Genomic DNA, 22,515 nt, shown 5'->3' with positions numbered 1-22,515 from the left:
ACCGATCGATCACGGTGGGATGAACGCCGACTGATGCGGCACTAAAGTCTTCCCGTTACAACTGGTTGTGGGGGCAACCAGAGTGCCTTTCGGCTGCCGACGTCCTGGGGAGGGTTTGCAGCGCATGAGTCGTCGCTCTACTGGTTTTGTCGGTGCCTGGGCCGAAATGCAACGGCAGCAGCAGCGCCAACTGGAAGCAGAAGCCCGACGGCGCAGACAGCAGGAACAGCAGGCACGGGCCTACCAGCGGCGAGCCGCCCAGAGCCACCGCGAGTACCGGCAGGCGGAGGCCCTCCGGCGTACGGAGGAACTGGACGCACAGGTCGCCTCGCTGCAGGGGCTTCTCGCCTCGGGCTGTCGGGCACCGGCCTTCCGGGCCTCCTCGCTCATGCGGCCCGAGGAGGTTCAGCCCTTCTCCCCGGGACCGCTGGCGCAGCCTGTGCCGATGCCGGACTTCAGCCGGTACGAGACGCAGAGCGGCTGGACGGCGGGCCGCCGGGCCCAGGCGCAGGCCGAAGCCCGAGCGCGCTTCGAACGCGATTGGCACGCCGCCCAGGCAGCGGAGACGCACCGGCAGCGACAGCTGGCGGCGTACCAGCGGCAGTACCAGCAGTGGGCTGACGCCCAGCTCGAAGAGGTCCGGAGGCACAACGCCGGCGTCCTCGCGCTGACCGAGGGGGTGAGACGCCACGATCCCGACGCCGTGAACGAGTACTTCTCCGCCGCCCTCTACGCCTCCACGGCATGGCCGGAGGAGCTCCCGCGCCAGGTGGCGGCGGCCTACGACCCGGCGGCGCGGCAGCTCGTGCTGGACTGGGAACTGCCCGCCTACGGCATCGTGCCGGAGGCCAAGGCCGTTCGGTACGTCTCCGGGACCGACCAGGACAAGGAGACGCCCCGCCCCGTGGGTCAGCGCCGTGCCCTGTACCGGGAGGTGCTCGCACAGTGCATGCTGCTCGTATTGCACGAGCTGTTCGCCGCCGACGAGTTGGGCGCGCTCGAGTCGGTGGCCCTGAACGGCTTCGTCGACGGGCACGACCCCACGACGGGCAGGCCGGGCCAGATCTTCCTCGCGACGGTCATGGCTTCCCGCTCCTCGTTCCGCGATCTGCACCTGGCACAGGTGGACGCGTGCAGTTGCCTGGCCGACGCACTGCGCGGGCAGCTCTCGGCCCGGCCGGACCAGCTCACGCCGGTACGGCCGGGCAGGCGGCCGCAGGATGTCGGGAACCGTGTGGTCGCCCACGGCGGCGACGAGGAGCCCGACCTGTTCACCATGGACCCCATCGCCTTCGAGAACCTCGTCGCGGATCTCTTCCGGGCCATGGGGATGCAGGCGGTCACCACCCAGCGTTCCAACGACGGCGGCGTCGACGTCGACGCACTGGATCCGGCACCGATCCGCGGCGGCAAGATCGTCGTGCAGGTGAAGCGCTACCGGAACACGGTGCCGCCCACCGCCGTGCGCGACCTGTACGGGACCGTGCAGGACGTCGGCGCCAACAAGGGCGTCCTGGTCACGACGTCGAAGTTCGGCCCCGGCTCGCACACCTTCGCCAACGGCAAGCCTCTGGAACTCGTCTCCGGACCCGAACTCGTCGACCTGCTGCACCGCCACGGGCTGAACGGGCGGCTCGGCGAGGGCGGCCGGCAGACTGCGGGACAGCCGGCTTCCGACGGGCCGGACACCCGGCTGCCCGACGACTACAACGTCCTGGGCATGTCGTGGACCGGAAGTGTCGCCCTGGACGTGTGCGCTCTCGTCTGCCGGGGCAACACCGTCCTCGGCGACGACCACTTCGTCTTCTACAACAACCCCCGGACGCCGGACGGCACGGTGCGCGCCCTTCCCGCCACCGCACCCGACAAGGCCGCGATCTGCGTCTCCTTCGACGCGCTGCCGACCGAGGCCGACCGGTTCGTACTCGTGGCCGCCGTCGACCCGGAGGTGAACCCGGCGGCCGATCTCTCCGGCTTCACAGACGCCCGCATCAGGCTTCTCGACCCCGGGATGGCCGAGCTGGGGTGCCTGGACGTCTCGGACGGCCGGCCGCACGAGACCGCCCTGGTCCTCGGTTCGTTCCGCCGCAGGACCAGCGGTGACTGGGACTTCGTCCTGGGCGGCAAGGGCTACACCGGGGGCCTGGAGGAACTCGTGCGGGATTTCGGCATCGACGTGGAGTAGACCGATGCCCGTACGCTCCCGGGCCAGGGGCGGTGCGGCGAGGGGCATGGGCAGGAAGGGGGGGCCTCGACCGGTGACGCGGATTCCCCGAGCCGATCCGGTCGTGGCCCTCTTACCCTTGAACCAAGGCGCAGGCCGCAACCTGGCCGGGGTGATGGAGATGCTCGACCTTTCCTCCGCGCTGTCCGATGTCCCGCCCCGCCGGGGCCGGGCTTCATGGCCCCATCACGAGTACGTCAAGGGCTGGGGCGTCTTCGGACTGCCCTTCGACTCCGGGCACGTCCTCGCCCTGCGCGTCTTCCCGGAGAACTGCTTCGGCCCGTACCGCACGCTGTGGCACCGCGACCCGAGCGGCAGTTGGTCGATCCATGTCGACGGGCCACGGCTGGACACCGCGTGCCCCAGGTACTACGGCGCCGCCTGCGACCACACCGGGTACGCCCGGATCGCGATGGCGTGGACGGGCCCCGCCTCCTTGCGGGTGACGATGGATTCCCCCGCCGTGGACTGGACCCTCACCGCCTCGGCGACACGGCTCCTCGGTCTCCTCAATGGCATCAGCGGGGCGCTGCCACTCGCCACCTGGCGCCCTCGGACTCTGGTGCGGGCTCGCGAGCGCCTGGCCCACGCGCTCGGACTGGGGGACATCAGACTGTCCGGCCGGATGCCGAGCGGCCACATCGGAACGCTCATGCCCCAGCGGATGTACTTCGTCGACGACTCACACGCCGTGGTCGACGGTGTCGACCTCGGCCGCCCAACCCGGCTCACGGAGAACCCGCGCATCGGTGACGTACCCCTCCCGGCCCGCGGCGTGCTGGCCGTCGGCCAGGCGGCATGGGAGATCCTCGACCCGGCGGAGTACGAACGCACCCGCAGGGAGACCGCGCGGGATCTCTAGCGGGGCCGTTGACCCTTCACGGCCTCGATGAAGGGGCTGAAGGCTTCGGGAGTGAAGGTGAGGGTGCCTGCGGAGGAGTCCTTGGAGTCGCGGATGGCTATCCGGGTGGGGGAGTCCGCTATTTCGACGCAGGAGTCCCCGTCACCGGGCCCTGAGTACGACGACTTCCGCCAGTTGTCCGGGGTCTCCATGGAGTGCCTCACAGCTCATTCGCCAGTCGGTGGATGAGGTCGCGCGAGCGCTTGGGGTCCAGCGCCGCAGCCTCCACTTTATGAAAGAGCGTTCGACAAGCGGTCAGCTGGGCCTCGGAGTCGATGAACTCCGCTCCATGTGGGCCGTCACGGACGACGGTGTCAAGTTTGGGTACCGCCCCATCCGCGTACGTCATGGCGCTCGCGGCACCGGCGAAGCTCTCCAGGTGCATGGGGATGACGCGTACGGTGACGTGCTGATCTGCCGAGAACTCCAGAATGTGTGTGAGCTGGGCCCGCGCGGAGGCACGGTCGCCGACCATGATGCGCAATGCCGCTTCGTGCACGACCGCTTCGTAGGGAGTTCTCGCGACGGTTGCCGCGCGTCGCATCCGGTGACGCACGCGCAGTTCGATGTCCTCGGCTGGCAACTCGGGGACTCGGTAGGAGAAGACGGCGCGTGCGTAGTCCGCTGTCTGGAGAGGCCCAGGAACAAAGAGGCACTGGACCTCCCGGAGGGAGGTGGCGTGATGTTCCAGCTCGGCGAGATCGAGGAACGGAGTGGGGAGCAGTGCCCGGTATTCCTCCCACCAGCCACGTGAGCGATCGGTCGCCATGGCTACCAGGCCCTCGATCAACGCGGCATCCGTGCATGAGTAGTTTGCGACGAGGCGACGCAGCCGTTTCTCGCTCACGCCCGCGAGTCCCGACTCGATCTGGCTGATCTGCGGAGCGCTCACGCCGAGCAGTGTTGCCGCCTCCCTGGCGGTCAGGCCCGCCGCATTGCGCAGCCTGCGCAATTCGGTCGCCAAGCGCATCTGACGTGCTGTCGCCTCGGCCCTCAGCGCCATCGACCGGTCCTCCCAACGCTGCGGTGAGCGTGACTCGTTCGGGTGTCAGAGTACGTGATCGGCTTGCGGACCTTAAACGTTAATACCTACCGTCAGTGATGCGACGACTGCTCAGCGGAAGTGCACCGCATCGTCCTGTCATGACGCCTGCGGCAATGCCACCGCACGCCCTTGAACCCCTCACCCCACCGGAGTCGATGAGTCATGCCCGAAACCTGGGACTACACGCTCTACATCCCCAACGACCTCAGAGCGGTGATGATCTCCCGCCGGACCTTGCGTCTGATCCTGACGATGCACGGTCTGATCGGCTTGGTCGACACGGCTGAACTGCTGGCGACGGAGCTGGTGTCGAACGCGGTGCGGCACACGAAGGGGCCGGCCGCGTTGAGGGTGCGTCGCTCGGTGGAGGGGGTGGTGTGGATCGGAGCGTGGGACACGGACCCCGGGCCGCCGGAGCCGTTCCGGCCGCTGGAGGAGGTGGCCGAGTTGGGGGAGGAGGGCCGGGGCCTGGCCCTGGTCAGGGCGTGCGCGGACTTCTGGGGCTGGCAGCCGTCGGCGAGGTTCGGGAACCGGGGGAAGTACGTGTGGTGCGAACTCGCGGCGGCCTAGCGTTGACCCCCAGGTGAAGCTGTGGAGGGACCTGATGACAGCGACTCAGTACTTCTGGCGACACCCGCTGGCCGAGCAGGTACGCGAAGAAGGCCGGATGGAAGCCAAGGCCGGTGCCTGAGGCCGTACGCGAGCGGGTGAACGCCTGCACCGACCTGAACCAGCTCGAAGTGTGGGCCCAGCGGGCGATGCATGCCGAGGACGCGGCGGAGCTGTTCGCCGGGGAGTGAGCGAGCGGTGCCGGCGCGGGGCAGTATGGGCTCATGAGCGTAGTGAAGATCAACGTGCTGTCCGTGCCGGCCGAGCAGCGGGAGACGCTGGAGAAGCGGTTCGCGTCGCGGGCCCACGCCGTGGAGAACTCCGACGGGTTCGAGTGGTTCGAGCTGCTGCGGCCGGTCGAGGGCACCGACCAGTACCTCGTCTACACCCGCTGGCGGGACGAGGAGTCGTTCCAGGCCTGGATGGAGGGGCCGATGAAGTCCGCCCACCAGGGCGGCGGCGAGGGCGGCGAGCGGCCGAAGCCCGCCGCCTCCGGGTCCACCCTGTGGTCCTTCGAGGTCGTCCAGCAGGCCGAGCCCAAGGGCGCCTGACCGCCGCAGCCGGTCAGAGCGACTCGTTCGTCGCCGTAGGGGGCTCCTCCTGCGGCGGCGCGCCTCTGGCGATGGTCATCGACCAGTGCACGGACGGCGGAGCCTCGACCGAGGCGACGCCGCCGGCTCGCGCGGCGGTGACGTTCACCTGGTTGTAGATGGTGCTGGGCCGGTCGGCGCGGCACTTCAGGGGGAAGGTGACGTGGACGGGGCGCACGGCGATCCTCATGCGGCCCGTGCCCTGACAGCGCACCGCGATGATCAGGGCGTCACCCTTGCGGCCCTTGCCGAAGGCGATGCTCGCGTTCCCCGTGGTCACCCCCTGGCGGCCGGCCAGGGTCTCGTCGGCGTCCAGTTCCGGGGGTCCCTCGGACGTCGGCACCGTGCTGCTGTGCGGTGCCGGCGCCGATGCTGCCGTTGCGAGGCCCTGTCTCGGCGCGTGGCCGTGGTCCGCGGTGCAGCCCGTCAGCGGGACGAGCAGCGCGGTGCACACCACGGTCAGGCCCGCGAGGGTCCGGAGGGGCATGTCGGTTCTCCCGGGTAGCGGCACGATCGCGGCCGGTGGACGACCGGATCATGGCAGCGCGGGCGGGCGGACCGTGGGCCTCCGGGGGTTCTCTGAGCAAGATGTGAGCTTCGTCGGGGCCGGCCCGCCCCGATGAACCCGATCAGTCCAGCGGGGCTCACTCCGGCCGGCGCGCCAGCAGGAAGGCGCGCGGGCGCGGGTCTCCTCGTCCTGGGGCTCGTGGACCACCGTTGCCACCAGGTCCAGGCCCGCGCCCGTGAGAGCCAGAGGGTGGGACAGGCCGTGCGGACAGCGGGACGCGTAGTCCTTGGCCGATCGCGTCGTAGGAAGAGCCTGTGGCCTGCGAGAAGTCCGCGTTCGAGTCGCTCACGGCGCCGCACCCTGCCGACCGGGACCGCGTCCGCTCGGCGGACTGGGGGAGCGTGAGGATGGTGATGCGTGGTATGCGTGGAGGAAGGAAACAGAGGTTTTACCCATCGAAGTCCGCCGCCATGCGTCCGCCGGTCCGATTTTCTTCCCCTAACGGGCTGAACTTTTGTTGATCCGGCGTCAGTTGGCCGGTCGGGCGTCCTACCCTTCAGAGGGTGAAGCAATTGATGTCCCGAGAGTCCGAGGCCAAACTGCCCGAGGGCGTGCTCCCCGGCGTGCTCAGCGAGTCCCTGCACGCCGAGCTGGTCGCATTCCGCCGTGACCTGCACATGCACCCTGAGCTGGGCAACCAGGAGTTCCGTACGACCGCCGCGATCAAGGAGCGGCTGGAGCAGGCCGGGCTCAGGCCCCGCGTCCTCGCCACCGGAACCGGACTCATCTGTGACATCGGTCTGCCCGAGGGGCAGCGGCCCACCGTGCCGATGCTCGCCCTGCGCGCGGACATCGACGCCCTGCCCATCCCGGACACCAAGGCCGACTGCCCGTACCGGTCCACCGTGCCCGACCGGGCCCACGCCTGCGGCCACGACGTGCACACCACCGTGGTGCTCGGCGCCGGTCTCGTCCTCGCCGACCTGGAGGCCAAGGGGCTGCTGTCCCGCCCGGTGCGGCTGGTCTTCCAGCCCGCCGAGGAGGTGCTGCCCGGCGGCGCGCTCGTCGCGATCGGGGACGGGGCGCTGGACAACGTCGGCCGGATCCTCGCCGTGCACTGCGACCCCAAGGTCGAGGCCGGCCGGATCGGGCTGCGGCACGGGCCCATCACCAGCGCCTGCGACCGGCTGGAAGTCGCCCTCGACGGGCCCGGCGGGCACACCGCCCGCCCGCATCTGACCACCGACCTGGTCACGGCGGTCGCCCGCGTCGCGATCGACGTGCCCGCGCTGGTCGCCCGCCGTGTCGACACCCGCGCCGGTCTCGCCGTCACCTGGGGCCGGATCGAGTCGGGCCATGCCCCGAACGTCGTACCGCAGCACGCCGAGCTGTCCGGCACCGTGCGCTGCCTGGACCTGGACGCCTGGCGGGACGCGCCGGACATCGTGCACGCGGCCATCGACGAGATCGCCACGCTGCACCGCGCCAAGTCGGAGATCAACTACGTGCGGGGCGTGCCGCCGGTGGTCAACGACCGGGAGTCCGCCGAGCTGCTGCGCCGGTCGATGGTGGCCCGGTGCGGCATGGAGTCGGTCGAGAGCACGGAGCAGAGCCTCGGTGGCGAGGACTTCTCCTGGTACCTGGAGAACGTGCCCGGCGCCATGGCCCGCCTGGGTGTGCGCACCCCCGGCGACCGGATGGTCCGGGACCTGCACCAGGGGGACTTCGACGCCGACGAGCACGCCATCACGGTCGGCGTGGAGCTGTTCACGGCCGCCGCGCTGCTCGACGACATGTAGCCGGCCGAGGTGGCGAAGGGCGGCCCGGGGCGGCCGGGCCGCCCCGGGGGCAACACACTCGTAAGCCAACCGTGCACTGTGCGCAACAACCGCGTGAGAGGTCCGGTACGCCGAGTTCAGGCGGTGTTTGCCTCGAATAGATAACGGCTTCGCGAGGGGGTTTTTTGCGACATCTACGCGCGTTACGATGCCGCGAAGCCGACGCCGTCGGGGCGTCTCGGCTCGAGCACCGATCCGGTGCTCACATCAAGCGCCGACAGGCGCTCAGGTCAGGTGAAGGAGCCTTCCCGTGCGCCGGGTAGCCAAGCTTTCCGCTGCGTGTGCCGCCACCGCAGCTCTCGCCCTCACTGCCACCGCGTGTGGCAGCACCTCCTCCGACAACGACAACTCGTCGTCCTCCTCCGGCGACGGCAAGGGCGTCAAGATCGGTCTCGCCTTCGACGTCGGCGGCCGTGGCGACCGCTCCTTCAACGACTCCGCCGCGCGCGGTGCCGACAAGGCGAAGAAGGAGTTCGGCGGCGAGATCAAGGAACTGACCGCGAAGACCTCGGACACCGAGGCCGACCGCGAGCAGCGCCTGTCGGACATGGCCGAGGCCGGGTACAGCCCGATCATCGGTGTCGGTTACGCGTACGCCGCCTCGATGACCAAGGTCGCGGCGAAGTACCCCAAGACGAGCTTCGGCATCGTCGACTCGGTGGTGGACGCCAAGAACGTCGACAGCATCACGTTCACCGAGGAGCAGGGCTCCTACCTGGCCGGTGTCGCCGCCGCGCTGAAGACGAAGAAGGACCACGTCGGCTTCATCGGTGGTGTCGACGTCCCGCTGATCAAGAAGTTCGAGGCGGGTTACGTCCAGGGCGTCAAGGACACCAACTCCAAGATCAAGGTCGACACCCAGTACCTGAGCCACGGCTCGGACACCTCGGGCTTCGCCAGCCCCGACAAGGGCAAGGAAGCCGCGCAGGGCATGCTGGACAACGGCGCCGACGTGGTCTACTCGGCGGCCGGCTCCTCCGGCAACGGCGCGATCGAGGCCGTCAACGGCGTCAAGGGCGCCTGGGCGATCGGCGTGGACTCGGACCAGTACAGCATCCCGGGTCTGGCCAAGTACAAGAACTCGATCCTGACCTCGATGGTCAAGAACGTCGACCTCGGTGTCTACGACTTCGTCAAGTCCGTCCACGGCGGCAAGCCGCTGACGGGCACCAACACCTACTCGCTGAGCAAGGACGGCGTCTCGCTGTCCACCAGCGGTGGCTTCATCGACGACATCCAGGCGAAGCTGGACGAGGCGAAGAAGAAGATCGTCGACGGCTCCGTCAAGGTCAAGACCACCCCGTGACCTGACGGGTCCCGTGGGACCTGGGCTCGGCGCGGGGGCGGCTTCCACAGCCCCCCGCCGAGCCATAACAATGTGTCAACTCTACGCGTGTAGCATTGAGTTGCCGCGCTAGCGTCGCCGACGCCTGCCCTCCCCCCGCAGCCCCTTTCCCCGAGGAGAGTGCGCCATCAACGCGTCCAGCCCTCCCGCTGCCGTCGAACTGCGCGGCATCACCAAGCGTTTCCCCGGCGTCGTCGCCAACCGCGACATCGACATCACGGTCCGCACGGGCACCGTACACGCCCTCTGCGGTGAGAACGGCGCCGGCAAGTCCACCCTGATGAAGATCCTCTACGGCATGCAGCAGCCGGACGAGGGCACCATCAAGGTCAACGGCGAACCGGTCACCTTCGGCAACCCCGGCGACGCCATCGCCCGCGGCATCGGCATGGTGCACCAGCACTTCATGCTCGCCGACAACCTCACCGTCCTCGAGAACGTCGTCCTCGGCGCGGAGAAGCTGTACGGCATCGGCGGCAAGGCGCGTACGAAGATCAAAAAGATCTCCGACGCGTACGGCCTGGGCGTACGGCCCGACGTCCTGGTGGAGGCGCTCGGCGTCGCCGACCGCCAGCGCGTGGAGATCCTCAAGGTCCTCTACCGCGGCGCCCGGACCCTCATCCTGGACGAGCCGACCGCCGTGCTCGTGCCGCAGGAGGTCGACGCCCTCTTCGACAACCTCCGCGAGCTGAAGGCCGAGGGCCTCACGGTCATCTTCATCTCCCACAAGCTGGGCGAGGTGCTCTCCGTCGCCGACGAGATCACCGTCATCCGGCGCGGCACCACGGTCGGCACGGCCGAGCCGCGCAGCACCACCTCCAAGCAGCTCGCCGAGATGATGGTCGGCAGCGAGCTGCCGACGCCGGAGACGGAGGAGTCCACCGTCACGGACGTCCCCATGCTCACGGTGGACAAGCTGCACCTGGCCCAGACCGACCTCGACGGCGTCGAGCGGATCATCCTCGACGAGATCTCCTTCACCATCCACAAGGGCGAGGTCCTCGGCATCGCCGGTGTGGAGGGCAACGGCCAGTCCGAGCTGGTCGAGGCGATCATGGGCATGCGCAACCCGGACGCCGGCGTCGTCACGCTGGACGGCGACGACATCTCCCAGACCCCCACCCGCCGCCGCCGCGAGGCCGGCGTCGGCTACATCCCCGAGGACCGCCACCGCCACGGCCTCCTCCTCGAGGCGCCGCTGTGGGAGAACCGCATCCTCGGCCACGTCACGGAGAAGCCCAACTCGCGCGGCGGACTGCTCGACATCAAGGCCGCCCGGACCGACACCGGGCGGATCGTCCGCGACTACGACGTCCGCACGCCCGGTATCGAGGTGACCGCGGCCTCGCTGTCCGGCGGCAACCAGCAGAAGCTGATCGTCGGCCGCGAGATGAGCCACGCCCCCAAGCTGCTCATCGCCGCCCACCCCACCCGCGGTGTGGACGTCGGCGCGCAGGCGGCCATCTGGGACCACATCCGGCAGGCCCGTCGCGCGGGCCTGGCCGTGCTGCTGATCTCCGCCGACCTGGACGAGCTCATCGGGCTCTCCGACACCCTGCGGGTGATGTACCGGGGCCGTCTGGTCGCCGACGCCGACCCCGCCACCATCACCCCCGAGGAGCTGGGCTCCGCCATGACGGGTGCGGCCTCCGGCCACCTGGAGCACACAGAGGACGACGAGCGATGAAGAAGCTGACCTCACGGATCGACAAGGAGCGGCTGCTCCTCGGGATCGCGGCGCCGCTGCTGGCGATCGTCGCCGCGCTCGTCGTCACCACCCTGGTGATCCTCGCAACCGGCAAGAACCCGGGCGACGCCTTCAGCGACATGGTGACCTACGGCTTCGCCAGCGACAGCCAGGTCTACATCCTGAACAAGGCGACGACCTACTACCTCGCGGGTGTCGCGGTGGCCATCGGCTTCCGCATGAACCTGTTCAACATCGGTGTCGACGGCCAGTACCGGCTCGCCGCGTTCATCGCGGCCGTCCTCGGCGGCGCGCTGACCGTGCCCGGCTGGATCGCCATTCCCCTGATCATCATCTGCGCGATGGCGACCGGCGCCCTGTGGGCGGCCATCGCCGGCGTGCTCAAGGTGACCCGCGGCGTCAGCGAGGTCATCTCGACGATCATGCTCAACTCGATCGCCACCGCGATCATCGCCTACCTGCTGCAGCCCGGGAAGCTCGGCCAGCTCGACCAGGCGGGCACGCTCGTCTCCACCAAGCCGCTGCCGTCGTCCTCGTACTTCTTCAGCATCGACACCGGCCCGGCCGGCGTCCTGTGGGGCTTCGTCGTCATCGCCGTGGTCGTCGGAATCGGCTACTGGTTCGTGCTCGGCCGCACCCGGTTCGGCTTCGACCTGCGCACCGTCGGCCAGTCCGACACCGCCGCCGCCGCGAGCGGCGTCGGGGTGAAGAAGATGGTCGCGACCAGCATGATCATCTCGGGTGCGGTGGCCGGTCTGATCGGCATGCCGACCCTGCTCAACGACAGCCACCAGTTCAGCAACGACTTCCCGGCGGGCATCGGCTTCACCGGCATCGCCATCGCGCTGCTCGGCCGCAACAGCCCGATCGGCATCGCGCTCGGCGCCCTCCTGTGGGGCTTCCTGGAGCGCACCACCAACCACCTGGAGTTCCAGGGCTACGACAAGGAGATCCTCGGCGTGATCCAGGGCGTCATCGTCCTGTGCGTCGTGATCGCCTACGAGGTCGTCCGCCGCTACGGCCTCAAGCGCCAGCAGCAGCGGGTCGGCGCAGAACTCGCCGCCCAGGCCGCCGCTCCGACGAAGAAGCAGGAGGTGGCGTGATGACTGCCACGATGACCGACGCGCCGCCGCCCGCGGCGCCCAAGGCGGAGGGCGCGGCCGGCAAGCGCTCGGGCCGGTCGCTCGGCCAGATCCTCATGATCGTCGCGGGTGCGCTGCTCCTCGTGGCCGCGGTCCGCGTCATCACCGGCGCCGACCAACTCACCTCCGAAGGACAGGTCGGTGCCGCCCTCGGCCTCGCCGTGCCCATCGGCCTCGCCGGTCTGGCCGGTCTGTGGTCCGAGCGGGCCGGTGTGGTCAACATCGGCCTCGAGGGCATGATGATCCTCGGCACCTTCGGCGCCGGCTGGGTCGGCTGGCAGACCAACCCCTGGCTGGGGCTGCTGTGCGGCATCGGCTTCGGTGTGCTCGGCGGCCTGGTGCACGCCGTCGCCACCATCACCTTCGGCGTCGACCACATCGTCTCCGGTGTCGCGGTCAACCTGCTCGCGCTCGGCGCCACCCAGTACCTCGCCAAGCTCTTCTTCGCCGAGGGCAAGCCGGCCGAGGCGGGCGGCAACCCCAAGCAGTCCCCGCCCGTGGACTCGCTGCCCCACGTCACCGTGCCGGGCCTGTCCGACGCCCTGCAGACGGTCCAGAACCACCACTGGTTCCTCGTCTCCGACCTCGCGGGCATCGTCGGCGGTCTGATCACCGACCTGTCGGTGGTGACGATCCTGGCCGTGGTGCTGTTCGTCGGCAGCTGGTGGCTGCTGTGGCGGACCTCGTTCGGCCTGCGGCTGCGCTCCTGCGGCGAGAACCCGATCGCCGCCGAGTCGCTCGGCGTCAACGTCTACCAGTACAAGTACATGGCCGTGGCCGTCTCCGGCGGTCTCGCCGGCCTCGGCGGCGCGTTCCTCGCCCTGGTCACCTCCCACACCTACCTGGAGGGCCAGACCGGCGGGCGCGGCTACATCGGCCTCGCGGCGATGATCTTCGGCAACTGGCGGCCGGGCGGTCTGGCCATGGGCGCGGGCCTGTTCGGCTACTCCGACGCGCTGCAGCTGCGCAACGGCGGCACGACCGTGCACGCGCTGCTGCTCCTGCTGGTCGTCCTCCTCGTGGTCCTGGCCGGCTGGAAGCTGTACCGCTCCGCCGTCTGGCAGGGCGCCATCAGCCTCATCGTGGGCGGACTCGTCCTGGCCTGGTACCTGCTCACCGACGAGGTCCCGAGCGACTTCGTGGGCGCCACGCCGTACGTCGTGACGCTGCTGGTGCTCTCACTCTCCGCCCAGCGGCTGCGCATGCCCAAGGCGGACGGCATGCGGTACCGGAAGGGACAGGGCAAGTGACGGCCGCGCCGGACGCCGGCTTCGACTGGGAGCCGCTGCGCGCCGAGGCGCGGGAGGCCATGACCCACGCCTACGTCCCCTACTCGGGCTACCCGGTCGGCGTGGCCGCCCTGGTCGACGACGGGCGCACGGTCACCGGCTGCAACGTCGAGAACGCCTCCTACGGCCTCGGCCTGTGCGCCGAGTGCGGGCTCGTCTCGCAGCTCCAGCGCACGGGCGGCGGCCGCCTCACGCACTTCACCTGCGTGGACGGCGAGGGCGCCCCGCTGGTGCCGTGCGGCCGCTGCCGCCAGCTCCTCTACGAGTTCGGCGGCCCCGGCCTGCTGCTGGACACTCCCGAGGGCGTCCTCCCGCTCTCCGAGATGCTGCCCCAGGCCTTCGGCCCGGGCCATCTCTCCAAGTAACTCCCCGTACGGCCCCCCTGAACCGATCAGGGGGGCCGTGCACTTCGCACCTCCCGGAAGGAAGCCATAGCCATGGCCATGGACGCCATCTCCGTCATCCGCGCCAAGCGGGACCGCGGTGAGCTGACCGACGAGCAGATCGACTGGGTCATCGACGCGTACACCCGCGGCGAGGTCGCCGACGAGCAGATGTCGTCCCTCGCGATGGCGATCCTGCTCAACGGGATGAACCGCCGGGAGATCGCCCGCTGGACCGCGGCCATGATCGCCTCCGGCGAGCGCATGGACTTCTCCTCGCTGTCCCGCCCGACCGCCGACAAGCACTCCACCGGCGGCGTCGGCGACAAGATCACGCTCCCGCTGGCCCCGCTGGTGGCGGCCTGCGGCGCGGCCGTCCCGCAGCTCTCCGGCCGGGGCCTCGGCCACACCGGCGGCACGCTGGACAAGCTGGAGTCGATCCCCGGCTGGCGCGCGCTGCTGTCCAACGAGGAGATGCTGCACGTCCTCGACACCACCGGCGCGGTGATCTGCGCGGCCGGCGACGGCCTGGCCCCGGCCGACAAGAAGCTGTACGCCCTGCGGGACGTGACCGGGACGGTCGAGGCGATCCCGCTGATCGCGTCCTCCATCATGTCCAAGAAGATCGCCGAGGGCACCGGCTCCCTGGTCCTGGACGTGAAGGTCGGCTCCGGCGCCTTCATGAAGACGATCGAGGACGCCCGTGAGCTGGCCTCCACGATGGTCGGCCTCGGCACCGACCACGGGGTGAGGACGGTCGCCCTGCTGACCGACATGTCCACCCCGCTCGGCCTCACCGCCGGCAACGCGCTCGAGGTCCGCGAGTCGGTCGAGGTCCTGGCGGGCGGCGGCCCGGCGGACGTGGTCGAGCTGACGGTCGCCCTGGCCCGCGAGATGCTCGACGCGGCCGGCATCAAGGACGCCGACCCGGCGAAGGCGCTGGCCGACGGCTCGGCGATGGACGTGTGGCGCCGGATGATCGCCGCCCAGGGCGGCGACCCGGACGCCGTACTGCCCACGTCCAAGGAGCAGCACGTCATCAAGGCGTCCGCAACGGGCGTCCTGACCCGGCTGGACGCCTACGGCATCGGCGTCGCCGCCTGGCGGCTCGGCGCGGGCCGCGCCCGCAAGGAGGACCCGGTGCAGGCGGCGGCGGGCGTGGAGATGCACGCCAAGCCGGGCGACACGGTGACCGAGGGCCAGCCGCTGCTGACCCTGCACACGGACACCCCCGAGCGCTTCGAGTACGCGCTCCAGGCGGTCGAGGGCGCGTACGACATCGCGGCCCCGGGCACGGCCTTCACGGCGTCGCCGGTGGTGCTGGAGCGCATCGCCTGAGCAGCCCTGCGGGCGAACGGGACCGGCGCCTCGGCGCCGGTCCCGTTCGGTGTCCGGCCCTCACCCCAGCACCGTCGCCACTCCCACCAGTACCGGCACCGAGACCACCGTCGACAGCAGCACCGACTCGCGGGCCAGGGTCTCGGCGACCCGGTAGCGGCTGGCGTAGGTGAACAGGTTCTGGGCGGCCGGCAGGGCCGAGGTGACGACCACGTCCAGCAGGGGCGCGCCGTGCAGGCCGAAGACGCCGCGGGCCAGTACCCAGGCCACCAGCGGCTGGCCCAGTGACTTCAGCGCCACCGACAGCAGGACCAGCCGGCGGTCGAGCCCGCGGCCGGGAGCCGCACTGCCGCGCAGGGACATGCCGAAGACCAGCAGGGCCGCCGGGACCGACATGTTGCCGATCATGGTGAGCGGCTCCATGACGGGGCCCGGGACCTTCCAGCCCCCCGCCGACACCACCACACCGGTGAGCGAGCCCACCGCGATCGGATTGCGCAGCGGGGTCAGCAGCCGCTGCCACACCGTGCCCTTCTCACCCGTGCCGGTCAGGTCCAGGACGGTCAGGGCGACGGGCGTGACGATGACGACCTGGAACAGCAGGACCGGGGCCACCAGAGACGCGTCGCCCAGGACGTAGGCGGCGATCGGGATGCCGAGGTTGCCCGAGTTGACGTATCCCGCGCACAGCGCGCCGATCGTCGTGCGGCCCACGCCCCAGTGCCGCACCGCGCCGACCACCACGAAGGCCGCCGACACCGCGGCCGTGCTCAGCGCCGTCACCAGCAGACGGCTGGAGAACAGCACGGAGAGGTCGGCCCGGGCCAGCGTGCGGAACAGCAGGGCCGGCCCGGCCACCGAGAAGGCGAGCCGGGTCAGCACGTCACGGCCCGGCTCACCGAGGGTGCCGCGCCGGCCGAGCACATAGCCCACCCCGATGACGACCGCGATCACCGCGAACCCGCTCAGCACCCCCGTCACGGCCCCCACCCTCCGCCGGGGCGCCGCAGCGGGTCAATGTGATCTCCGCCCGGGAGTGTCCGGCGGGCGGCCCGCGATGAGTTGTGCCCCCGCCGCCGGTCTACCGCACGTGGAAGCCAATACACCCGCCGTGCTCGTACTGCCCGGACCCGTCACCCGTGCCGAGGTGGCCGGGCTCTGCGCCGATGTGCGGGCGCTGCTGGAGAGCGGCGGGGCCGCGGTCGTGGTGTGCGACGTGGCCGGGCTCGGGCCGCCGGGGCTCCGGACCGTGGACCTGCTGGCCCGGCTGGAGCTCGCCGCCCGCCGGGCCGGCGGGCGGATACGGCTGCGCGACCCCGACCCCGCGCTACACGCCCTCCTCGACATGGTCGGACTCCGCTTCCAGGTGGAGGGGCAGACCGAAGAGCGGGAACCAGCGCGCGGTGTCGAGGAAGCAGTGGAAACCGGTGATCCGGCCGTCTGACACCTCCAGTACCTGCACCGCCCAGGGAGTGAACCCGCCCTTCTCCTCGTCCGGCTTGTAGTGCGCGAACCCCGGCAGGCCGTTCGCCCGCACCGGCAGCAGCCGGGAGCCGGCGCAGGACGCGCCCATGGTGGTCATGAAGCCGGTGATGTCGGCCGGGCCGCGCAGCCACAGGTCGAACGGCGGCATCGTCATGACGGCGTCCTCGTGCAGCAGCGCCGTGAGCGCCGTCATGTCGTAGCCCTCGAAGGCCTTCACATAGCGTTCGAGCAGTCTCTGCTGCTCCTCGTCCAGCGGGTCGGACACCGCTCCCGCCGAGGCCCCGGAGTCCCGCTCGGCGAGCGTGGCCCGGGCCCGCTGCAGGGCGCTGTTGACGGAGGCGACCGTGGTGCCCAGCAGCTCGGCGACCTCGCTCGCCCGCCAGGCCAGCACCTCGCGCAGGATCAGCACCGCCCGCTGCTTGGGCGGAAGCTGCTGCAGGGCCGCCATGAACGCCAGCCGGACCGACTCCTTGGCGACGGCCGCCTCCGCCGGGTCCTCCACCGTCGGCAGCACACGCGCGTCCGGCATCGGCTCCAGCCAGGTGTTGTCCGGCCGGGGGGAGAGCGCCGCCTGCGCGAGCGGCGTCGAAACGGTCAGGTCCATCGGCCGGGCCCGCTTGTTGCCCGCCGTCAGCATGTCCAGGCACACGTTCGTCGCGATCCGGTACAGCCAGGAGCGCAGGGAGGAGCGGCCCTCGAACTTGTCGTAGCTCCGCCAGGCCCGCACCAGCGTGTCCTGCACCGCGTCCTCGGCCTCGAAGGAGGACCCGAGCATCCGGTAGCAGTACCCGGTCAGCTCGGTCCGGTGCTTCTCCAGTGCTGTGTCGAGGTCCGTCGTCGCCGTTCCGCTGCCCATCGTGCACCCACCCCTGTGGCCGTCCCCGTCGCGCGTCTTCGCGCCCCAGCACTTCGGAAGCTACCGCAGCCCACTGACAATGGCGCCCGGAGCACGAAAAAGCCCGGCCGGGACCGGCTCCCTCACACGACGGGGCGGACACCGCGGCCGGTGCCCGCCCCGCCGTACGCGCGTCGCCTCAGTGCGCCGGCACCGGCTCCCGCCGGGCGGCCACCCGGGCCGCCCGGGACCCGAGGACGGTGATGGCCACGACGCCCAGGACCGCGAGGACACCCACGCCGACCGTGCCCGCCCAGCCGCCGGCGTGGAACGCCGTCGCGCCCACCGTGCTGCCCGCGCTGGAGCCGATGTAGTACGCGGACTGGTACAGGGCCGAGGCCTGGGCGCGGCCGTGCTGGGCCGTCCTGCTGACCGCCGAGGAGGCGACCGCGTGGCCCGCGAAGAAGCCCGCCGTGATGAGCACCAGACCCAGCAGGACCAGCGGAAGGGAGGGCGCCAGGGACAGCAGCAGGCCCGCCGCCGTCGTACCGCCCGCCAGGTACAGCGCGCCCCGGCGGCCGAGCCGGCCCACCAGACGGCCCGCCGTCGACGCCGACACCGTACCGACGAGGTACACCAGGAAGACCGAGCCGACGATGCCCTGCGGCAGGGAGAACGGCGCCTCCGTCAGCCGGTAGCCGATCACCGTGTACACGCCGCCGAACACCGTCATGAACAGCGCGCCGATCGCGTACAGCCGGCGCAGCAGCGGGTCGGCGAGGTGTCCGCGCACCGTACCCAGCAGCACCCGCGGGCGCAGCGATCCGGCCGAGAAGTGCCTCGGGGCCGGCAGCAGCAGCCGGAACGCCACGGCGCAGGCCACCGCGACCGCGCCGATCACACCGACGGCGACCCGCCAGCCCCACTCCTGCGCGACCCAGCCGGTGATCACCCGGCCGCTCATCCCGCCGACGCTGTTGCCCGCCACGAACAGGCCGATCGCCGTGACCAGCGCCTTCGGCCGGACCTCCTCGGCCAGGTACGCCGTCGCCGAGGCGGGCAGACCCGCCAGCGCCGCGCCCTGCACCGCCCGCAGCACCACCAGCGCGCCGATCGACGGCGCGAAGGGCACCAGCACGCCGACGCCCACCGCGACCGCCAGCGAGGCCGTCATCACCGTACGGCGGCCGAAGCGCTCCGACAGGGCGCTCATCGGCAGCACGAACAGCGCCAGACCGCCGGTCGCGGCCGCCACCGTCCAGCTCGCCTCGCTCGCCGCCACCCCGAACTCGCCGGAGATCAGCGGCAGCAGGGCCTGGGTGGAGTAGAGCAGGGCGAAGGTCGCGACCCCGGCGAGGAAGAGGGCGAGGCTCATCCGGCGGTAGCCGGGGCCGCCCGGAGCCATCCGGGAGTCGGTCGCGGAGTCGGAGGAGGGGACGGGCGTGACGGCGTCCAGGGTGGCGGACGCCCCGGTACTGGCGGGAGACATGCTTCGACGCTATGCACGGCCCACTGATCCGTCCAATGCATGGAATCGCCATAATCGTTCCTGTGAAGCATGAGCAGAGGTCACCGGGTCAGCTGTCATCGTTCAGTGACATGGAAGACATGGCGCTGTTGCTCGTGCCGCGCCTCGCGTACTTCGCGGGAGTCGCCCGCACCGAGCACGTCACCCGGGCCGCGCAGGAGATGAACGTCCCTCAGTCCACGCTCTCGCGGGCCATGGTCCGGCTGGAGCAGGACCTCGGCGTCGGCCTGTTCGCCCGCCACGGCCGCACGGTCTCCCTCACCACCGCGGGCCGCACCTTCCTCGCCTCCGTCGAGCGCGCCCTCGCCGAGGTCGAGCGCGCCGCCGAGGAGGTCCGCGCCGACGCCGACCCGGCCACCGGCAAGGTCGCCTTCGGCTTCCTGCACACCATGGGCGCCGAGACCGTGCCCGGCCTGCTGCACGCCTTCCGCGCCGACCACCCGCGCGTCCGCTTCAGCCTGTTCCAGAACTACGGAGAGGCGATGCTGGGGCGGCTGCGCGCGGGCGAGCTGGACCTCTGCCTGACCTCACCGGTGCCGGACGCTCCCGACCTGGTCGCCCGCCGCCTGGACGAGCAGAAGCTGCGCCTGGTCGTGCCGGCCGACCACCGCCTGGCCGGCCGCCGCCGCATCCGGCTGGCCGAGGCGGCCGAGGAAACCTTCGTCACCCTGGAGCCGGGCTACGGCCTGCGCCGCATCACCGACGACCTGTGCCGCGAGGCCGGTTTCAAACCGCGCATCGCCTTCGAGGGCGAGGAGGCGGAAACCCTCAGGGGCCTGGTGGCGGCCGGCCTCGGGGTCGCCCTGCTGCCGCCCCCGACGGTGCCGCGCCCGGGAGTGGTGGAACTGACGGTCACGGCGCCGCGGGCGGCCCGGGAGATCGGCGTCGCCTGGCTGGCCGACCGCCCGGACACCCCACCCGTGGCGGCCTTCAAGAAGTTCCTGCTCTCCAGGAGGGGCAGTCTGCTCCCCTAGGGGAGCCACGGAACGCCGGTCCCCCAGGGGAGCTACGGAACGCCGGTCCCTCAGGGGAGTCAGGAACTTCGGAGAGCCCGGCCCTACCGCCGCAGCGACTTGCCGAACCCCGCGGCCAGCGGCATCCGCAGCCCGATCGGCGGTGGGGCGGCCAGCGCGTCCTCCACCGGCCGTGACACCGGGTGCCCGAACAGCGCGCCCATGACGAAGTCCACCGCCAGCGAGCGCACTTCGTCGCGGTACTGGTGCAACGTGTGGCCGTCGGTGTGCACTTCGAACCGGCACACGTTCCGGTTCGCCTTCTTCGCCCGCTCCGCCAGCCGGAACGACAGCTCCGGGTCGGTGCGTTCGTCGTTCGTGCCGTGCACGATCAGCACCCGCCGCCCCGCGAGCTGCTTCACCGGCTCGGCCGGCGCGGCCACGTCCTCCTCGGGCAGCCAGGGGGCGAGTGCGACGACGGAGTTCACCGCCTCGTGGCCGCCCGCCCGCAGCGCCGCCCGGCCGCCCATGTCCAGGCCCACCAGGCACACCGGCACATCCCCGTACCGGCGTACGACCTCGTCGGCGGCCCACTCCGCGTCCGCCGCCAGGTGCGCCTCGCTGCCGTTCCAGCCGCGGTACCGGTAGTGCACGGCGTGCACGGCCAGCCCCTCCTCCCGGCCCGCCCGGGCGAACCGGCGGCCCAGGGAACGTACGAAGGCCGTCGCCCGTACGGGGGACGGCCTGCGGTCGGAGATCTCCTCCCCGCCGGGGAGCAGCAGCACCGCTCCGCTCACCGCCGTCGGCTCCGGCCCGACCGCTTTCCCCAGTCCGGCCGTTCGGACCGGCGTCGCTTGCTGTCCCATGACAGAACAGTGTCAGAAGCCGTGGTGTCCGAAACCCGTCCGGGCGGTCACCGTTGCGTATCGGCGGAAAACCTGCTGTGTCTCCTTGCGTACCGGGGGTCCTCTACGCGCGTAGGAGTTAGAGTGCGGAAATGACGAGCCAGATTGCACCGACTGGGACCGTCCCGGCCCACGTTCCGACGCCGGACCAGATCCGACGGGCGCCCAAGGTTCTGCTGCACGACCATCTCGACGGCGGGCTGCGCCCCGGCACCGTCGTGGAACTCGCCCAGCAGACCGGGTACTCCGAGCTGCCCGAGACCGACCCCGACAAGCTGGGCCTCTGGTTCCGTGAGGCCGCCGACTCCGGCTCGCTGGAGCGGTACCTGGAGACCTTCTCGCACACCGTCGGCGTGATGCAGACCCGGGACGCGCTGGTCCGGGTCGCCCGCGAGTGCGCCGAGGACCTGGCCGAGGACGGGGTCGTCTACGCCGAGGTGCGCTACGCGCCCGAGCAGCACCTCGCCGCCGGACTGAGCCTCGAAGAGGTCGTCGAGGCGGTCAACGAGGGGTTCCGGCAGGGGGAGCGGCTGGCCCGGGAGAGCGGCCGCCGGATCCGGGTCGGCGCCCTGCTGACCGCCATGCGGCACGCCGCCCGAGCCCTGGAGATCGCCGAACTCGCCAACCGCTACCGGGACATGGGCGTCGTCGGCTTCGACATCGCCGGTGCCGAGGCCGGCTACCCGCCCACCCGGCACCTGGACGCCTTCGAGTACCTGAAGCGGGAGAACAACCACTTCACCATCCACGCCGGCGAGGCCTTCGGACTGCCCTCCATCTGGCAGGCGCTGCAGTGGTGCGGCGCCGACCGGCTCGGGCACGGGGTGCGGATCATCGACGACATCGAGGTGCGGGCGGACGGCTCGGTACGGCTCGGGCGACTGGCCTCCTACGTCCGCGACAAGCGCATCCCGCTGGAACTGTGCCCCAGCTCCAACCTGCAGACCGGGGCCGCGCCCTCCTACGCCGAGCACCCGATCGGGCTGCTGCGGCGCCTGCACTTCAGGGCGACGGTGAACACGGACAACCGGCTTATGTCGCACACCAGCATGAGCCGGGAATTCGAGCATCTCGTCGAGGTGTTCGGTTACACGCTCGACGACATCCAGTGGTTCTCCGTCAATGCGATGAAATCAGCGTTCATTCCTTTCGATGAACGACTCGCGATGATCAATGACGTGATCAAGCCTGGATATGCAGAGCTGAAGTCCGAATGGCTGTTCCAGCAGACCGCGTCCACCAGTGCTTCTTCCGGCTCGGAAGGCTGAGGGCAGGCAAATCGGCCGCCTAAATGCGAACGCCCCTTCACAAGCCGTACGCATTTCGGTGTTTGCGGCCGGCTACGCGGGATGTCTACGGTCGTGGGACCGCTCAGATCTATTGTGATCCCCGTCTCCGTATTCAAGGACGCATTTAACATGAAGCAGTCTGCTGCCAAGACCCTCGGTGTCGCCGCCCTCGGTGCCGCTTTCGCGGCCGTGGGTGCGGGTGCCGCCGAGGCGGCCCCGGCCGCTCCGGTCGCCCCGCAGGCCCTGGACTCCGTCACCACCACGCTGCCGGCCCAGAACGTCGGCCAGGCGCTCGCCCAGGGGCAGGGCGCTCTCGGCACCGGGGGCACCGCCGCGCAGCCGGTCGTCGGGAACGTCCTCGCCGGAGGGCCGACCGCGCCGCTCGCCGGGCTGCTCGGCGGACTGCCGCTCCAGAGCATGCCCACGCAGGGCGTCGCGGTGAACGGCCTGCCGATCGGCTGACAACCGCCTACGACGCCGTCGGCGCGCCCCGGAACCTTCCCGGGGCCGCCCACCGGCACGCCACCCTCCCCGACCTGGCCACGACGCTGGACCACAGCGTCACCCGTTACCTGGCCGACTTCGAGCCGACCGCGGAGG

22 protein-coding genes and 1 pseudogene are annotated in these 22,515 nt (G+C 70.9%); 16 read left to right on the top strand and 7 right to left on the bottom strand.

Going from position 1 to position 22,515, the window contains the following annotated elements; all coding sequences use genetic code 11:
• Positions 1-124: 124 nt before the first annotated feature.
• A complete protein-coding gene (locus AB0924_RS12860; protein WP_366911389.1) occupies positions 125-2,185 on the top strand; it encodes a restriction endonuclease in 2,061 nt (686 codons plus the stop codon).
• Positions 2,186-2,303: 118 nt separating this feature from the next.
• Entirely contained in the window at positions 2,304-3,086 is a 783-nt protein-coding gene (locus AB0924_RS12855; RefSeq protein WP_366911388.1) for a hypothetical protein, read from the top strand.
• On the opposite strand, the gene AB0924_RS12850 is transcribed toward AB0924_RS12855, so the two are convergent.
• Together AB0924_RS12850 and AB0924_RS12845 are read right to left on the bottom strand one after the other, a co-directional pair.
• Positions 3,083-3,277 carry a DUF397 domain-containing protein gene (locus AB0924_RS12850; protein WP_366911387.1) on the bottom strand — a complete coding sequence of 65 codons (195 nt, stop codon included), beginning with the start codon at positions 3,275-3,277 and terminating at the stop codon, positions 3,083-3,085. The two genes, AB0924_RS12855 and AB0924_RS12850, sit on opposite strands and share 4 nt — an antisense overlap.
• Before the next feature lie 8 nt (positions 3,278-3,285).
• A complete protein-coding gene (locus AB0924_RS12845; RefSeq protein ID WP_358937937.1) occupies positions 3,286-4,128 on the bottom strand; it encodes a helix-turn-helix transcriptional regulator in 843 nt (280 codons plus the stop codon).
• Positions 4,129-4,332: 204 nt separating this feature from the next.
• Here AB0924_RS12845 and AB0924_RS12840 point away from each other — a divergent pair, with 204 nt between their 5' ends.
• The 3 genes and pseudogenes from AB0924_RS12840 to AB0924_RS12830 all read left to right on the top strand — a co-directional run bounded on the left by AB0924_RS12840 (position 4,333) and on the right by AB0924_RS12830 (position 5,330).
• Complete coding sequence (locus tag AB0924_RS12840; RefSeq protein ID WP_366911386.1) at positions 4,333-4,740, top strand: ATP-binding protein; 408 nt, start codon at positions 4,333-4,335, stop codon at positions 4,738-4,740.
• A 4-nt stretch (positions 4,741-4,744) separates the two neighbouring features.
• Positions 4,745-4,970, top strand: a pseudogene (locus AB0924_RS12835) (hypothetical protein); the annotation flags it as partial.
• A 33-nt stretch (positions 4,971-5,003) separates the two neighbouring features.
• Positions 5,004-5,330 carry an antibiotic biosynthesis monooxygenase gene (locus tag AB0924_RS12830; protein ID WP_358936267.1) on the top strand — a complete coding sequence of 109 codons (327 nt, stop codon included), beginning with the start codon at positions 5,004-5,006 and terminating at the stop codon, positions 5,328-5,330.
• Between the two features lie 13 nt (positions 5,331-5,343).
• Here AB0924_RS12830 and AB0924_RS12825 read toward each other — a convergent pair whose 3' ends face one another.
• On the bottom strand, positions 5,344-5,856 hold the full coding sequence (locus AB0924_RS12825; RefSeq protein WP_366911385.1) for a hypothetical protein: 513 nt from the start codon (positions 5,854-5,856) through the stop codon (positions 5,344-5,346).
• 596 nt (positions 5,857-6,452) lie between these two features.
• Between AB0924_RS12825 and AB0924_RS12820 the strand changes: the two genes are divergently transcribed.
• The 7 genes from AB0924_RS12820 (at position 6,453) to AB0924_RS12790 (ending at position 14,920) form a co-directional block, all read left to right on the top strand.
• Positions 6,453-7,676: an amidohydrolase gene (locus tag AB0924_RS12820; protein ID WP_366911384.1), complete on the top strand. Its 1,224-nt coding sequence runs from the start codon at positions 6,453-6,455 to the stop codon at positions 7,674-7,676.
• A gap of 289 nt (positions 7,677-7,965) precedes the next feature.
• Positions 7,966-9,021: a BMP family ABC transporter substrate-binding protein gene (locus AB0924_RS12815; protein ID WP_358936273.1), complete on the top strand. Its 1,056-nt coding sequence runs from the start codon at positions 7,966-7,968 to the stop codon at positions 9,019-9,021.
• 199 nt (positions 9,022-9,220) lie between these two features.
• Positions 9,221-10,747: an ABC transporter ATP-binding protein gene (locus AB0924_RS12810; protein WP_358936442.1), complete on the top strand. Its 1,527-nt coding sequence runs from the start codon at positions 9,221-9,223 to the stop codon at positions 10,745-10,747.
• The gene (locus AB0924_RS12805) at positions 10,744-11,871 is read left to right on the top strand and encodes an ABC transporter permease (protein ID WP_359545269.1); all 1,128 of its coding nucleotides are present in this window, start codon (positions 10,744-10,746) and stop codon (positions 11,869-11,871) included. Before AB0924_RS12810 ends, AB0924_RS12805 begins: the two co-directional genes overlap by 4 nt.
• A complete protein-coding gene (locus tag AB0924_RS12800) occupies positions 11,871-13,160 on the top strand; it encodes an ABC transporter permease (protein ID WP_358936277.1) in 1,290 nt (429 codons plus the stop codon). The genes AB0924_RS12805 and AB0924_RS12800 overlap by 1 nt, the downstream gene beginning before the upstream one ends.
• Positions 13,157-13,564: a cytidine deaminase gene (locus AB0924_RS12795; protein WP_358936279.1), complete on the top strand. Its 408-nt coding sequence runs from the start codon at positions 13,157-13,159 to the stop codon at positions 13,562-13,564. Before AB0924_RS12800 ends, AB0924_RS12795 begins: the two co-directional genes overlap by 4 nt.
• Positions 13,565-13,636: 72 nt before the next feature.
• On the top strand, positions 13,637-14,920 hold the full coding sequence (locus AB0924_RS12790; protein WP_358936281.1) for a thymidine phosphorylase: 1,284 nt from the start codon (positions 13,637-13,639) through the stop codon (positions 14,918-14,920).
• 60 nt (positions 14,921-14,980) lie between these two features.
• On the opposite strand, the gene AB0924_RS12785 is transcribed toward AB0924_RS12790, so the two are convergent.
• Positions 14,981-15,901, bottom strand: a complete 921-nt coding sequence (locus AB0924_RS12785; protein ID WP_358936283.1) for an AEC family transporter — start codon at positions 15,899-15,901, stop codon at positions 14,981-14,983.
• Between the two features lie 76 nt (positions 15,902-15,977).
• Between AB0924_RS12785 and AB0924_RS12780 the strand changes: the two genes are divergently transcribed.
• Positions 15,978-16,364 carry an STAS domain-containing protein gene (locus AB0924_RS12780; RefSeq protein WP_358936285.1) on the top strand — a complete coding sequence of 129 codons (387 nt, stop codon included), beginning with the start codon at positions 15,978-15,980 and terminating at the stop codon, positions 16,362-16,364.
• On the opposite strand, the gene AB0924_RS12775 is transcribed toward AB0924_RS12780, so the two are convergent.
• Positions 16,248-17,261, bottom strand: coding sequence for a sigma-70 family RNA polymerase sigma factor (locus tag AB0924_RS12775; protein WP_358936287.1), 1,014 nt, complete (start codon positions 17,259-17,261; stop codon positions 16,248-16,250). The genes AB0924_RS12780 and AB0924_RS12775 overlap by 117 nt on opposite strands.
• Before the next feature lie 178 nt (positions 17,262-17,439).
• Entirely contained in the window at positions 17,440-18,729 is a 1,290-nt protein-coding gene (locus AB0924_RS12770) for an MFS transporter (RefSeq protein WP_366911383.1), read from the bottom strand.
• 119 nt (positions 18,730-18,848) lie between these two features.
• Here AB0924_RS12770 and AB0924_RS12765 point away from each other — a divergent pair, with 119 nt between their 5' ends.
• Entirely contained in the window at positions 18,849-19,742 is an 894-nt protein-coding gene (locus tag AB0924_RS12765) for a LysR family transcriptional regulator (RefSeq protein WP_366911478.1), read from the top strand.
• 83 nt (positions 19,743-19,825) lie between these two features.
• On the opposite strand, the gene AB0924_RS12760 is transcribed toward AB0924_RS12765, so the two are convergent.
• Positions 19,826-20,587: an alpha/beta hydrolase gene (locus AB0924_RS12760; protein ID WP_358936291.1), complete on the bottom strand. Its 762-nt coding sequence runs from the start codon at positions 20,585-20,587 to the stop codon at positions 19,826-19,828.
• Between the two features lie 131 nt (positions 20,588-20,718).
• Here AB0924_RS12760 and AB0924_RS12755 point away from each other — a divergent pair, with 131 nt between their 5' ends.
• Together AB0924_RS12755 and AB0924_RS12750 are read left to right on the top strand one after the other, a co-directional pair.
• Positions 20,719-21,894, top strand: coding sequence for an adenosine deaminase (locus AB0924_RS12755; protein WP_366911382.1), 1,176 nt, complete (start codon positions 20,719-20,721; stop codon positions 21,892-21,894).
• Positions 21,895-22,044: 150 nt separating this feature from the next.
• Positions 22,045-22,377: an ATP-binding protein gene (locus AB0924_RS12750; protein WP_358936295.1), complete on the top strand. Its 333-nt coding sequence runs from the start codon at positions 22,045-22,047 to the stop codon at positions 22,375-22,377.
• Positions 22,378-22,515 lie beyond the last annotated feature (138 nt).

This window comes from Streptomyces sp. NPDC047869, from assembly GCF_040704065.1.
Lineage (GTDB): Bacteria > Actinomycetota > Actinomycetes > Streptomycetales > Streptomycetaceae > Streptomyces.
Note: the sequence above shows the minus strand (reverse complement) of the source record. Positions and strands in the feature narration are given on the sequence as shown.